Raw genomic sequence first — 12,379 nt, 5'->3', positions numbered from 1 at the left:
TCCTCGCCGAGGCGGTCGGCGAGGGCCTGCTGACCGGCGGTGCGCAAATCGGGCCAGTGGGCGGGGTCGGCGGCCGAGCCCGCCTGCACGGCCGGGGCACGCCTGGCCTCCTTGGGGCGCAACGCCCCGAACAGCGGCAGCAGATAGCGCCGGGCGACCTCGGCCCAGCGGCCCAGCCGGGCGAAGAAGCCCAGGAAGACGACGAGGACGACCAGGTCGATGATGTTCTCGATGATGCCCCGGCCCACGGCACTGTCGGCCAGGGTGACCAGCGGGAAGGTCCAGTAGAAGGGGTCCAGCCAGAACGGGAAGTACTGGTTGCGGTGCAGCGACCAGATGAGCACCATCGCCAGGAACGCGATCAGCGCCCCGCTGAGCAGGCTCCGTCCCGGCACCCGGTCCGGCTCCTCGGCCGGGCGCGGCACATGGCCGTACCGCCAGGTCCCGAGGGCGGCTTCCGGCCGCTGGACGCGCAGCCAGTCGCCGAGGGCGGGTCCGGTCGCGGGGGCGCCAAGCGGTGGCGGGGGCTGAGGCGGCTGGGGCGGCGGCCCCGCCGGTCGCGGTACGCCTGCGCCCCGGGTGCCGCGCGCGTCGTAGGTGCCCTCAGTGTCCATGTCGGTCCATCTCGCCTAGTGTCCCCATGCCCCGTCGCCCGGCCGGCTCGGGACATCGCCCTGCGCACCTCATCAATCTAGTGCCCGTGCCTGGGTAGTTCGGCGAGCTGTGACCGCCTGCCGGAGAGCCGCTCCCCCGTTCCGCCGCTCCGGCCCGTCCTGTCCGACACGGACAACGACACACCCCCAATACTCCCGAACGGCGCATGCCCACCCCCCTTCCCCACCCCTAGCCTGCGAGAAAGCACAGAAGTCACAGCAGCCGGCGAAACAGAAGCCGTAGTCACAGCAGCCGGCGAAACAGAAGCCGACGAAACAGAAGCCGGCGAAGACATGCACCGGAGACAGAAGTCTCCGCCCAGAGCACCTTCAGGTCCCAGCACACCCTCAGGAGCCCCTCATGACCGCTATTCCGCAGGAGCGCCGCGTCGTCACCGCCATTCCCGGACCGAAATCGGTCGAGCTGCAGGCCCGCCGTACGGCCGCCGTCGCCGGCGGCGTGGGGTCCGTGCTGCCCGTCTTCACCGCGCGTGCCGGGGGCGGCATCGTCGAGGACGTCGACGGCAACCGGCTGATCGACTTCGGCTCCGGTATCGCCGTGACGAGCGTCGGCGTGAGCGCCGAGGCCGTGGTGCGCCGGGCGACCGCGCAGCTCGCCGACTTCACCCACACCTGTTTCATGGTCACGCCGTACGAGGGTTACGTGGCGGTCGCCGAGGCGCTGGCCGAGCTGACGCCGGGGGACCACGCCAAGAAGTCCGCGCTCTTCAACTCGGGCGCCGAGGCCGTCGAGAACGCCGTCAAGATCGCGCGGTCGTACACCAAGCGCCAGGCGGTCGTCGTCTTCGACCACGGCTACCACGGCCGGACCAACCTCACGATGGCGCTGACCGCCAAGAACATGCCGTACAAGAACGGCTTCGGGCCGTTCGCGCCCGAGGTCTACCGGGTGCCGGTGGCGTACGGCTACCGCTGGCCGACGGGGGCCGAGAACGCCGGCGCCGAGGCGTCCGCGCAGGCGATCGAGCAGATCAGCACACAGATCGGCGCGGAGAACGTCGCCGCGATCATCATCGAGCCGGTGCTCGGCGAGGGCGGCTTCATCGAGCCGGCCAAGGGCTTCCTGCCCGCGATCGCGCGGTTCGCCCGGGAGAACGGGATCGTCTTCGTCGCGGACGAGATCCAGTCCGGCTTCTGCCGGACCGGCCAGTGGTTCGCCTGTGAGGACGAGGGGGTCGTCCCGGATCTCATCACCACCGCCAAGGGCATCGCGGGCGGTCTGCCGCTCGCCGCCGTCACCGGCCGCGCCGAGATCATGGACGCCCCGCACGGGGGCGGTCTCGGCGGTACGTACGGCGGCAACCCGGTGGCCTGTGCCGCCGCGCTCGGGGCGATCGAGACCATGCGGGAGCTGGACCTCAACGCGAAGGCCAGGCGTATCGAGGAGGTCATGAAGGGCCGCCTCACGGCGATGCAGGAGAAGTTCGACATCATCGGCGACGTCCGGGGCCGTGGCGCGATGATCGCGATCGAGCTGGTGAAGGACCGGGGCACCAAGGAGCCGCACCCGGCCGCGGCCGCCGCGCTGGCCAAGGCGTGCCACGCCGAGGGGCTGCTGGTGCTGACCTGTGGCACCTACGGCAATGTGCTCCGCTTCCTGCCGCCGCTGGTGATCGGCGAGGACCTTCTCAGCGAGGGCCTGGACATCATCGAGGCCGCGTTCGCGGGCGTCTGAGCGCGTCACCGCGGCGTGCGGGGACGCTTTCGGGCACCGGGGAAGGGTCGGGGTCTGTGAAGAACGTGTGGGGGGCCGATGGCGGGATGGAGATCCGTCTGTCGGCGCCCCCTGCCCTGACGTACGGTTTCTGCAGATGAGAGAAACACCCCGCCCGCAGGGGACTGCGGGCGGCCCCGGGGCGGGGCCTCCCCAGCGCCGCCCTGACCGTGCCTTCGCGCACACCACCGGAGCCCTGGGCTCCGGAACTCCTCACCGATCGGATGGCCGCCCGCCCCAAACCCCCCGGGGCGCGCGGCAGCCCGATCCGGCCGGCCGCTTCGGAACCACCCCCCCTGTTCCGAGGTGGTCGGCCACTTCCACGTTCTCCTGGTTCGCGCTGTGCGCGGTGCTGTTCTCCCTGGTCACCTGGCAGGTCGCCGCGGACGGGCCGCTGCGCTCCGCCGACGAGCGCGCCGGGCGGCACCTGGCGGGACACGGCCCGCGGCCCCTCACCGAACTCCTCGCCGACCTCGGCAGTACGTTCGTCGCGCTGCCGGTGCTGGCGGCGGCGGTCGCGTACGCCCTGTGGCGATCCCGACGACCCCTGCGGTCTCAGCGTTCCCGACGGCCCCTGAGTTCCCTGTGGTCTCTGCGATCCCTGTGGGACGAGGCGGCCGTACGCGTCGTCCTCGCCGCAGCGGCGCTGCCCGCGCTCATCGTGCCGCTGAAGGCGCTGATCGACCGCCCCGGGCCGGGGACCGGCGCGGGCGGCTACTACCCGTCGGGGCACACGGCGACCGCGATGGTGGCGTACTGCGGCGCGGCCCTGCTCATCGGCCGGTATCCGGGCCGGGTCCGGCGATGGGCGATGCCCGCCGCCGGGGTGCTCACCCTGGCGACGGGCATCGGTCTTGTCCTGCGCGGCTATCACTGGCCACTGGATGTGGTCGGCAGCTGGTGTCTGGGCGGAATGCTGCTGCTGATCAGCTCCAGCGGTAGGCGTCGAAGTTCCGGGAGAACTCGAACTGGTTGAAGCGGTCCCAGTTGATCGACCAGGACATCAGGCCGCGCAGGGCGGGCCAGACGCCATGGGTGGTGTACGAACCGCAGTTGGTCTTCTTGGTGAGACAGTCGAGCGTCTTGTTGACCTCGGCGGTCGAGACATGGCCGTTGCCCGCCTGGGTGGAGGCAGGCATACCGATGGCGACCTGTTCGGGGCGGAGCGGCGGGAAGATCCGCGACTGGTTGCCCGCGACCGGGAAGCCGGTGAGCAGCATGTCGGTCATGGCGATGTGGAAGTCCGCGCCGCCCATGGTGTGGTGCTGGTTGTCCAGGCCCATGATCGGGCCCGAGTTGTAGTCCTGGACGTGCAGCAAGGTGATGTCGTCCCGCAGGGCGTGGATGACGGGGAGATAGGAGCCCGCGCGCGGGTCCTGGCCGCCCCAGGGGCCGGAGCCGTAGAACTGGTAGCCGAGCTGGACGAAGAAGGTCTCGGGCGCCATGGTGAGGACGAACTTCGAGCCGTACTTGGCCTTAAGGGTCTTCACCGCCGAGATCAGATTGGTGATCACCGGGGTGGTCGGCGAACGGAAGTCGGTGTCGCCGTTGTTCAGCGACAGGGAGTGGCCCTCGAAGTCGATGTCGAGACCGTCGAGGCCGTACTCGTCGATGATCCTCGACACGGAGGTGACGAAGGCGTCCCTGGCTCCCGTGGACGAGAGCTGCACCTGGCCGTTCTGGCCGCCGATGGAGATCAGTACCTTCTTGCCCGCCGCCTGCTTGGCCTTGATGGCGGCCTTGAAGTCGGCGGCCGACTCGACGTTGGGGCACTCGGTCACCGGGCATTGGCTGAAGCGGATGTCGCCGGATGTCACCGAGGTCGGTTCGCCGAAGGCGAGGTTGATGACGTCCCAGGAGTCCGGGACGTCCGCCATCCGCGTATAGCCGGAGCCGTTGGCGAAGCTGGCGTGCAGATAGCCGACGAGGGCGTGCGGCGGCAGCAGGCCCGTATTGGGATCGCCGCTGGTCGTCGTCGCGCTGACGGCGGCGGACTTGGGGGACTCACCGGCGCTGTTCGTCGCGGTGACCTGGAAGCTGTACGAGGTCAGCGGCGTCAGCCCGGTCACGGTGGCCGATGTCCCGGTCACCGACTGGACCTTGGTGGCGCCCTGGTAGACGTTGTAGCCGGTCGCCCCGGGCGCGGCCGTCCAGTTCAGCGGTACGGAACCGGGGGTCGGGGAGCCCGCGGTGAGCCCGGTGGGGGCCGGGGGTATCTCGACCGGGGCGCCGCCAGGACCGACCAGGGAGAGGTCGTCGGCGTGGTAGGCGGCGGTGCCGTACCAGCCGTGGGTGTAGACGGTGACCGAGGTGGTGGAGGCGCCCGTACGGAAGGTGGTCGACAGCTTCTGCCAGCCGGTCGCGGACGGCGTCCAGGTGTAGCCGTCGGTGGTGCCGGTTCCGGCGGCGCCGAGGTAGACATAGCTGCCCTGGACCCAGCCGCTGAGGGTGTAGTCCGAGTTGGGCTTGACGGTGATCGTCTGGCTGCACTTGGCGTTGTCGCCGCCCGAAGGGGTGGCCTTGAGCGCCGAGGTCCCGGTGCGGGCGGGGGTGCTGACGGCTGTTCCGCTACCCGCCGAGCAGCTCCAGCCGGCCAGGCCCGCCTCGAAGCCTCCGTTGGTGGCGAGTTCGGTATCGGCTGCTCCTGCGCTGGTCGCGGTGGCGACGAGCCCGCTGACGGCGAGGACGGCCGCCGTCAGGGCGGCCATGAGTCTGCTGCGGCCTCTGGTGCGGTGTGAGGTGCGATCCACAACTGCCTCCGTGCATGGGGGGATGGAAGTGGGAGCGCGGTCAATTTGGTCCAGACCAATGCGGTTGTCAAGGCATCCGGCAGACACTCGGGCAAACATCGCCGGACTCTCACTCCCCCTCGTCCCTGGCGAGGACCGCCGCGGCCTCGTGCATGGACAGCTCCAGCAGCGTCGGATCGTTGAGATGTCCGGAACCGTCCGGGGCGATCAGCCAGCGGACCCCGCCGCCCCCCGCCCGGCCGGGAAAGGGCACCACGATCCAGGTGCCCTGGCCCGCGCCCCGGATACCGGTGCCGAGCCAGCGGGCGGCCGTGCCCGGCGGTACGAAGAAGCCCATACGGGCATCGCCGAAGCCCGCGAGCACCGGTCCCGGCCGGTCCACCATCCGGTTGAGCACATCCAGCGTCGGATAGCCCAGCTCCCCAGGCAGGATCAGTACGTCCCAGCGCCGGCCGGCGGGCAGCAGGGCGACCCCATGAGGGTTGCGCTCCCACTCCCACCGGCACGCGTCCGGGTTCGGCGCCACCGACGCCAGCCACTCCACCGCTGCCTTCGCCCCCGAGCCAGTCATCTCCCGTCCTCCGTCCTTCGTTCCGTGTGCGCGGAAAAGTTCCTGCACACGGAGAGAGGGGAGTCGGCTCCGGCTATGACGCGGGTTCGGCTACTCCGTAGTAGTGAACTGCGTCACGCATGATCGGCAATCGCGCGCCCACCGGCGCGCACGGAGCGCGGGGCGCGGGGCGCGGGGCGCGGGGCGCGGGGCGCGGGCGCTGGGGCCGGTGCGCCTGGGCAGGGGGCGGGACCGGGGCGACGCCAGGGTCCGGGAGCGAGTGGACGCCGGGGGGCGGGACCGGGTGGACGTCGGGGTCCGGGAGCGGGTGGGCGGACTACCGGTCCCCGAAGACCGTGCGGTGCCAGTCCTTGCGTGCCACCCCGGTGTTGTCGAACATCACATGCTTGACCTGCGTGTACTCCTCGAAGGAGTACGACGACATGTCCTTGCCGAAGCCCGATGCCCGGTACCCCCCGTGCGGCATCTCGCTGATGATCGGGATGTGGTCGTTGATCCAGACACAGCCGGCCCTCAGCTCCCGGGTGGCGCGGCCCGCGCGGTAGACGTCCCGGGTCCAGGCGGAGGCGGCGAGGCCGTACGGGGTGTCATTGGCGAGCGCGATGCCCTCGTCGTCGGAGTCGAACGGCAGGATCACCAGCACCGGGCCGAAGATCTCCGACTGGACGACCTCGCTGTCCTGGGCCGCCCCGGTGATGAGGGTGGGCCGGTAGTACGCGCCGTCGTTCTTCGGCGCCTCTCCCCCGGTGACCACGGTGGCGTACAGCCGCGCCCGGTCGACGAAGCCCGCGACCCGGTCGCGCTGGGCGTGCGAGACGAGCGGGCCGAGGTCGGTGGCCGGGTCGAAGGGGTCACCGAGGCGGACGGAGGCCATCACATCCGCGATCCCGGTGGTCAGGTCCTCGTACAGCGGGCGCTGCACATACACCCGGGTGGCGGCCGTGCAGTCCTGGCCGGTGTTGATGAGCGATCCGGCGACCGCGCCCTGGATCGCGGCGGCCGGGTCGGCGTCGTCGAAGACCACGAAGGGGGCCTTGCCACCGAGTTCGAGGTGCAGCCGCTTCACGGTGGAGGTGGCGATCTCGGCGACGCGCTTGCCGACGGCCGTGGAACCGGTGAAGGAGGTCATGGCGACGTCCGGATGTCCCACCAGATGCTCGCCCGCCTCCCGGCCCGCGCCGGAGACGACATTGACCACACCGTCGGGGATGCCCGCCTCCTGCGCCGCCTGGGCGAACATCAGGGAGGTCAGCGGGGTGATCTCGGCCGGTTTGAGGACGATGGTGTTGCCCGCGGCGATCGCCGGAAGGATTTTCCACCCCGCCATCTGGAGCGGATAGTTCCAGGGCGCGATGGAGCCGACGACTCCGATCGGTTCCCGGCGTACGTACGAGGTGTGGTCACCGCTGTACTCACCCGCCGACTGCCCCTGGAGATGGCGGGCGGCACCCGCGAAGAACGCGGTGTCGTCGACGGTGCCGGGGACGTCGAACTCGGTGGTGAGTTTGATCGGCTTGCCGCACTGGAGGGATTCCGTACGGGCGAAAGCCTCCGCCTGCTCGCCGAGCACTCCGGCGAAGCGGTGCAGGGCCTCGGAGCGCTCGCCCGGGGTGGCGCCCGCCCAGCCGGGGAAGGCCGCCCGGGCGGCGGCGACGGCCGCGTCCACATCGGCGGAACCGGCCAGCTCATAGTTGAGGAGCAGCTTGCCGGTCGCCGGATCCACGATGTCCTGGGTCCGCCCCGAGGTGCCGGGCCTCAGCCGTCCACCGATGTACTGCGCGCCGTCCGCGAATCGGTCCAGTTCCTGCTGACGGTCACTCATGGTCTCCGTGCTCCCCGCTCGCATGCCATCGCTCGTCGTCTGAAACGCGTGCGCTCCCAACCGTGGCGCCATGCATCACCGGGGTGTTGCTCCGGCGGGAGTTGAGTGTCGATCCTGACAGAGCTATCGCACTCCAACAAGTGATTCCGTTGTTTCCTTTTGATTACGCGACGGATTCGGTCGACCATGGGGCGCAGCCGGGCGCGCTGGGGCGCGATCGGCGGGACGGGTTGTCAGTGGCGGGTGCGAGACTCGCGTACATGGGGATGGATGAGCTGATCCAGCAGGTCAGCAAGGGTGGACAGATAAAGTACTTGTACTTCTGGGGACATGCGCCCCGCGCGGACGGCCGGATCGGTGCGAGCTGTCTCAGCCAGTGGTGGCCGTCGCCCTTCGAGGTCGACGGTGTGCGCTATGCGACGGCCGAGCACTGGATGATGGCCGCCAAGGCCCGTCTCTTCGGTGACGCGGAGGCCGAGCGGCTGGCCCTGGACGCCGGCAGTCCGGCGGAGGCCAAGCGGGCGGGGCGGCTGGTGCGCGGCTTCGACGACACGATATGGAAGCGCGAGCGGTTCGCCGTCGTGCGCTCGGGCAGTGTGCACAAGTTCGGGCAGCACCCGGAGCTGGGCGAGTTCCTGTCGCGTACGGGAGACCGGGTGCTCGTGGAGGCCAGCCCCCGTGACCGGGTCTGGGGCATCGGCCTGACGGCCGACGACGAGCGGGCCCGGGACCCCACCCGCTGGCGCGGACTAAATCTGCTCGGCTTCGCGCTCATGGCGGCCCGGGACGAACTGCGCGGCGGGGAGGGGTAGTCCCCCTGCGGGCCGGGGGTCCGGAGGTCCGGCCGACCGCTGGACGGCCGGTCAGCGGGCCAGGCGGCCGGGGGCAGGCGGGGGCCGGACTGACGGCCGGCGGGTGCGCCGTCGCACCGGCCGGGCGCGGGACACACGCCGTACGGGGGGCAGGCGAAGCTACTGCGCCGGAACTCCCCCGCGGGTGAGGCCGGTCAGGGGGTCGGCCTCGCGGGAGTTGTCGATCAGCAGGGAGTTGGAGTAGTCGGAGTCCCAGTCATTGTTTTTGTCCTTCTCCTCGTTGATCGCGGTGACCACGCCCCAGACCAGCAGTGCGATGAAGACCGCGCCGAGGACGATGCCGACGACCCCGAGAATGATGCCCGAGAGCGCCATTCCGCCGTTGGTGGCCTCACCGCGCTTGACGCGCTTCCGGCCGAGGATGCCGAAGATCAGAGCGAGGATGCCGAGGATGATGCCGACGACCCCGTACAGACAGAACAGACAGACCGAGAGGATGCCGAGGACCATCGCGGTGATGCCCAGGCCGTTCTGCGGGGTGGCGGGCTGCTGCCAGCCGGTCTGGGGGTAGCCCGGGTAGCCGTAGCCGGGGTAGCCGCCGCCGTACGGGTCGCCGGGCGCGGCCGGCGGGACACCACCGGCGGCGGGGTAGCCATAGGGGCCGGCGGAGGGATGGGCGGGACCGCCGGGGGCTATCGGGGGCGGTGGCACCGAGCCCTGGTCGGCCGAGGGCATCGCGGCCATCGTCGGCTGATCGTGCACATGCGGCGACGGCTGGGCGGGAGCGGTCCCCTGCTGATCCCCCCACCCCCCGGGTATCCCGGAAGGCGCGCTGGGTATCCCGGACGGCGCGCTCCGGGCGGGGCCGCTCTCCGGCGGTGCCCAGGGATCGCGGTCACGCGGCTCGGGCTCGCCCGGCGGCTGGGCCTGGTGGTCTGACATGGTTCTCCCCCCGATCGTGGTCCGGTCATGCTAAGCCAGACGGCTCCGGCTCCGACCGGCCGCCTACGATGATCCCTGACCCGAACAGCCGAGCGCGCCCGGAGGACATCGATGACCGATCTGCACGCCTTCATCGAAGGTCTGCCCAAAGCGGAGCTGCATGTCCACCACGTCGGTTCGGCCTCGCCGCGTATCGTCGCCGAACTGGCCGCCCACCACCCGGACTCCAAGATCCCCACCGACCCCGAAGCCGTCGCGGACTACTTCTCCTTCACCGACTTCGCCCACTTCATCGATGTCTATCTCTCGGTGGTGGATCTGATCCGCACCCCCGAGGACGTCCGGCTGCTCACCTTCGAGATCGCCCGTGACATGGCCCGCCAGAACATCCGTTACGCCGAGCTGACCGTGACCCCGTTCAGCTCGACCCGGCGCGGTATCGACGAGAACGGCTTCATGGCGGCGCTTGAGGACGCCCGCAAGGCCGCCGAGGCCGAGTGGGGGATCGTGCTGCGCTGGTGCTTCGACATCCCCGGCGAGGCGGGGCTCGAATCCGCCGAGGAGACCACCCGGCTCGCGCTGGACCTGCGCCCCGACGGCCTCGTCTCCTTCGGCCTCGGCGGCCCGGAGATCGGTGTGCCGCGACCGCAGTTCAAGCCGTACTTCGACCGGGCGATCGCGGCCGGGCTGCACTCCGTACCGCACGCCGGGGAGACCACAGGGCCTGAGACCATCTGGGACGCGCTCACCGAACTGCGGGCCGAGCGCATCGGCCACGGCACCAGCGCGACCCGGGACCCCCGGCTGCTGGCCCATCTCGCCGAGCGGCGCATTCCGCTGGAGGTCTGCCCGACGTCCAACATCGCCACCCGCGCCGTCGCCGACCTCGCCGAGCACCCGATCAAGGAGATGGTCGAGGCCGGTGTGCTCGTGACGGTCAACAGCGACGACCCGCCGATGTTCGGCACCGACCTCAACAGCGAGTACGGGGTCGCCGCCCGGCTGCTCGGCCTCGACGAGCGCGGTCTGGCCCAACTGGCGAAGAACGCGGTGGAGGCGTCGTTCCTCGATCCGGCGGGCAAGGCGCGCATCGCCGCGGAGATCGACGCGTACACCTCGTCCTGGGGGACCGCCTGAACCCCACGCCCTCAGGGATGCCCCGCCGGGGCTCGGCCCGGACACCCGCTCCCCCGGTTCACGGGCGGGGGCGTCACGGGCCGGGACCCCGGGGCGCACAGGGCCCGGGGCGCACGGGCCCCCGGGGCGCACCCCGGGGCCGGGGGCCTGGGGCGCACCACGGGGCCGGGGCGACCGGCACGGGGAACAATGGGGTCATGCGCACCGTCACAGCCGTAGGGCACCGAGGCGACCCGTACCGTGTCCGCGAGAACACCCTCCCCTCGCTCCGCTCGGCGATCGCGCACGGCGCGGACGCCGTCGAGATCGACGTGCGGGTGACCGCCGACGGGGTACCGGTACTGCTGCACGACTCCACCCTGAAGCGGCTGTGGGGCCATGACCGCCCGCTCGCGAAGCTCACCCACGCACAGGTGACGGAGCTGACCCGGGGCGGGGTGCCGACCCTGCGGGAGGCACTGGGCGACCTGGGTGACCACCGGGTGATGGTCGATCTCCCCGGCGCCACCCGGGAGTCCGTACGGACGGTGGTCGGCACGGTCCGCGAGTGCGGCGCGGCGGAGCGCGCGTACTACTGCGCGGGCCCGGTCACCATGCTCGCCGTGCGGGCGGCGGACGCCTCGGCGGAGATCGCACTGACCTGGACGTCGCTCGCCCCGCCCCGCCCCGTGCTGATCGACGCGGTCCGCCCGCGCTCGCTCAACTACCGCTTCGGGCTGGTCGGGCCGGGGCTGGCGGACCGCGTCCACCGGGACGGCATGCTGGTCTCGGCGTGGACGCCCGACACCCGGCGGTCGATGCGGCGGCTGATCGCCGCCGGTGTCGACTCGATCACCACGAACCGTATCGGCGCCCTGCACGCCGTCCTCGACGGAAGCCCGCGTCGGGGCCCGGGGTCGGGCACAGGCCCGGGTCCGGGTCCGATCCCGGGCACAGGCCCGGACGGCGGCGCGGAAACAGTCCCGGACGGAGGCGGAGGCGCGGACGGAGGCCCGGACCGGCGTGCCGGCGGGGTGGCGTCCCCCGTCTCCGTCTCCGGCGACCTCCCCTGACCTCAGCTGCCCCGACCCTTCGGGCATGATGGGCGGTTGGCCCCGCATACCGGCCGAGGAGCGCAGATGAACGACAGGATTCGTACCGACATCGCCCATAACGCCAGGGTCTGGAACCACTGGCTGCGCGGCAAGGACAACTACCCGGTGGACCGGGCGGTCGGTGACCACATCACCGACCTCTACCCGAGCATCGGCGAGGTGGCACGCGCCGACCGGGCGTTCCTCGGCCGGGTGGTGACCCATCTCGCGGATTCCGGTGTACGGCAGTTCCTGGACATCGGTACGGGGCTGCCGACCGCCGACAACACCCATGAGGTCGCCCAGCGCATCGCGCCCGACTCCCGGATCGTCTATGTCGACAACGACCCGATCGTGCTGGCGCACGCCCGCGCCCTGCTCACCAGCTCCCCCGACGGGCTGACGGAGTATCTCGACGCGGACGCGCACGACCCGGAGGCGATCGTCCGGGCCGTCGAACCGACGCTGGATCTGAAGCAGCCGGTGGCCGTGATACTGCTCGGCATCCTGAACTTCGTGCAGGACACCGACCAGGCCCGCTCCATCGTCCGAACCCTGATGGCGGCGATGCCGTCCGGCAGCTATCTGGTGCTGACGCATCCCACACTGGAGCTGGGCGGCGAGGGAAACACGGAGGCCATGGCGTTCTGGAACGAGAACGCGACCCCGCCGATCAGGGCACGCACCGGCGCGGAGTTCACCTCGTTCCTGGACGGCCTGGAGATCCTGGAGCCGGGTGTCGTCTCCTGCTCGCGCTGGCGGTACGACCCGGCCGAGGGAGAACCGGCGCTGGTGGCGCAGTACGGCGCGGTGGGCCGTAAGCCATAACCGTGTTCACAGCCGTATCCGTCGCCGTATCCATGGCCGTATCCGTATCCGTAGCC

At 71.1% G+C, this 12,379-nt stretch carries 9 protein-coding genes and 2 pseudogenes; 6 read left to right on the top strand and 5 right to left on the bottom strand.

Annotation, left to right across the window (positions count from 1 at the left end):
• A pseudogene (locus ACWF94_RS09350) lies at nt 1–614 on the bottom strand (ATP-binding protein); the annotation flags it as partial.
• A 400-nt stretch (nt 615–1,014) separates the two neighbouring features.
• Here ACWF94_RS09350 and gabT point away from each other — a divergent pair.
• Nucleotides 1,015–2,349, top strand: coding sequence for a 4-aminobutyrate--2-oxoglutarate transaminase (gene gabT, locus ACWF94_RS09345; RefSeq protein WP_453486259.1), 1,335 nt, complete (start codon nt 1,015–1,017; stop codon nt 2,347–2,349).
• A 388-nt stretch (nt 2,350–2,737) separates the two neighbouring features.
• On the top strand, nt 2,738–3,364 hold the full coding sequence (locus ACWF94_RS09340) for a phosphatase PAP2 family protein (protein WP_453486257.1): 627 nt from the start codon (nt 2,738–2,740) through the stop codon (nt 3,362–3,364).
• On the opposite strand, the gene ACWF94_RS09335 is transcribed toward ACWF94_RS09340, so the two are convergent.
• From ACWF94_RS09335 to ACWF94_RS09325, 3 genes are all read right to left on the bottom strand, one after another.
• Nucleotides 3,315–5,096 carry a chitinase gene (locus tag ACWF94_RS09335; RefSeq protein WP_453486272.1) on the bottom strand — a complete coding sequence of 594 codons (1,782 nt, stop codon included), beginning with the start codon at nt 5,094–5,096 and terminating at the stop codon, nt 3,315–3,317. The two genes, ACWF94_RS09340 and ACWF94_RS09335, sit on opposite strands and share 50 nt — an antisense overlap.
• Nucleotides 5,097–5,247: 151 nt before the next feature.
• Complete coding sequence (locus tag ACWF94_RS09330; RefSeq protein ID WP_453486255.1) at nt 5,248–5,709, bottom strand: hypothetical protein; 462 nt, start codon at nt 5,707–5,709, stop codon at nt 5,248–5,250.
• A 316-nt stretch (nt 5,710–6,025) separates the two neighbouring features.
• The gene (locus ACWF94_RS09325; protein WP_453486254.1) at nt 6,026–7,531 is read right to left on the bottom strand and encodes a gamma-aminobutyraldehyde dehydrogenase; all 1,506 of its coding nucleotides are present in this window, start codon (nt 7,529–7,531) and stop codon (nt 6,026–6,028) included.
• Nucleotides 7,532–7,791: 260 nt separating this feature from the next.
• Here ACWF94_RS09325 and ACWF94_RS09320 point away from each other — a divergent pair, with 260 nt between their 5' ends.
• Nucleotides 7,792–8,343 carry an NADAR family protein gene (locus tag ACWF94_RS09320; protein WP_453486252.1) on the top strand — a complete coding sequence of 184 codons (552 nt, stop codon included), beginning with the start codon at nt 7,792–7,794 and terminating at the stop codon, nt 8,341–8,343.
• Between the two features lie 159 nt (nt 8,344–8,502).
• Here the strand turns inward: ACWF94_RS09320 and ACWF94_RS09315 are convergent, their stop codons facing one another.
• Complete coding sequence (locus ACWF94_RS09315; protein ID WP_453486250.1) at nt 8,503–9,285, bottom strand: DUF4190 domain-containing protein; 783 nt, start codon at nt 9,283–9,285, stop codon at nt 8,503–8,505.
• Between the two features lie 111 nt (nt 9,286–9,396).
• Here ACWF94_RS09315 and ACWF94_RS09310 point away from each other — a divergent pair, with 111 nt between their 5' ends.
• From ACWF94_RS09310 to ACWF94_RS09300, 3 genes and pseudogenes are all read left to right on the top strand, one after another.
• Nucleotides 9,397–10,422: an adenosine deaminase gene (locus tag ACWF94_RS09310; protein WP_453486249.1), complete on the top strand. Its 1,026-nt coding sequence runs from the start codon at nt 9,397–9,399 to the stop codon at nt 10,420–10,422.
• Nucleotides 10,423–10,619: 197 nt separating this feature from the next.
• Nucleotides 10,620–11,312, top strand: a pseudogene (locus tag ACWF94_RS09305) (glycerophosphodiester phosphodiesterase); the annotation flags it as partial.
• Nucleotides 11,313–11,540: 228 nt separating this feature from the next.
• The gene (locus ACWF94_RS09300; RefSeq protein WP_453486247.1) at nt 11,541–12,323 is read left to right on the top strand and encodes an SAM-dependent methyltransferase; all 783 of its coding nucleotides are present in this window, start codon (nt 11,541–11,543) and stop codon (nt 12,321–12,323) included.
• Nucleotides 12,324–12,379 lie beyond the last annotated feature (56 nt).

Source organism: Streptomyces sp. NPDC055078, from assembly GCF_053607985.1.
This window is presented reverse-complemented; position numbering and strand designations above follow the sequence as displayed.

Bases quoted from the DNA above. Each gene is read 5' to 3' on its own strand.
- gabT (WP_453486259.1), top strand. From the start codon at position 1,015: ATGACCGCTATTCCGCAGGAGCGCCGCGTCGTCACCGCCATTCCCGGA.
- ACWF94_RS09335 (WP_453486272.1), bottom strand. From the start codon at position 5,096: ATGGCCGCCCTGACGGCGGCCGTCCTCGCCGTCAGCGGGCTCGTCGCC.
- ACWF94_RS09330 (WP_453486255.1), bottom strand. From the start codon at position 5,709: ATGACTGGCTCGGGGGCGAAGGCAGCGGTGGAGTGGCTGGCGTCGGTG.
- ACWF94_RS09325 (WP_453486254.1), bottom strand. From the start codon at position 7,531: ATGAGTGACCGTCAGCAGGAACTGGACCGATTCGCGGACGGCGCGCAG.
- ACWF94_RS09320 (WP_453486252.1), top strand. From the start codon at position 7,792: ATGGGGATGGATGAGCTGATCCAGCAGGTCAGCAAGGGTGGACAGATA.
- ACWF94_RS09315 (WP_453486250.1), bottom strand. From the start codon at position 9,285: ATGTCAGACCACCAGGCCCAGCCGCCGGGCGAGCCCGAGCCGCGTGAC.
- ACWF94_RS09310 (WP_453486249.1), top strand. From the start codon at position 9,397: ATGACCGATCTGCACGCCTTCATCGAAGGTCTGCCCAAAGCGGAGCTG.
- ACWF94_RS09300 (WP_453486247.1), top strand. From the start codon at position 11,541: ATGAACGACAGGATTCGTACCGACATCGCCCATAACGCCAGGGTCTGG.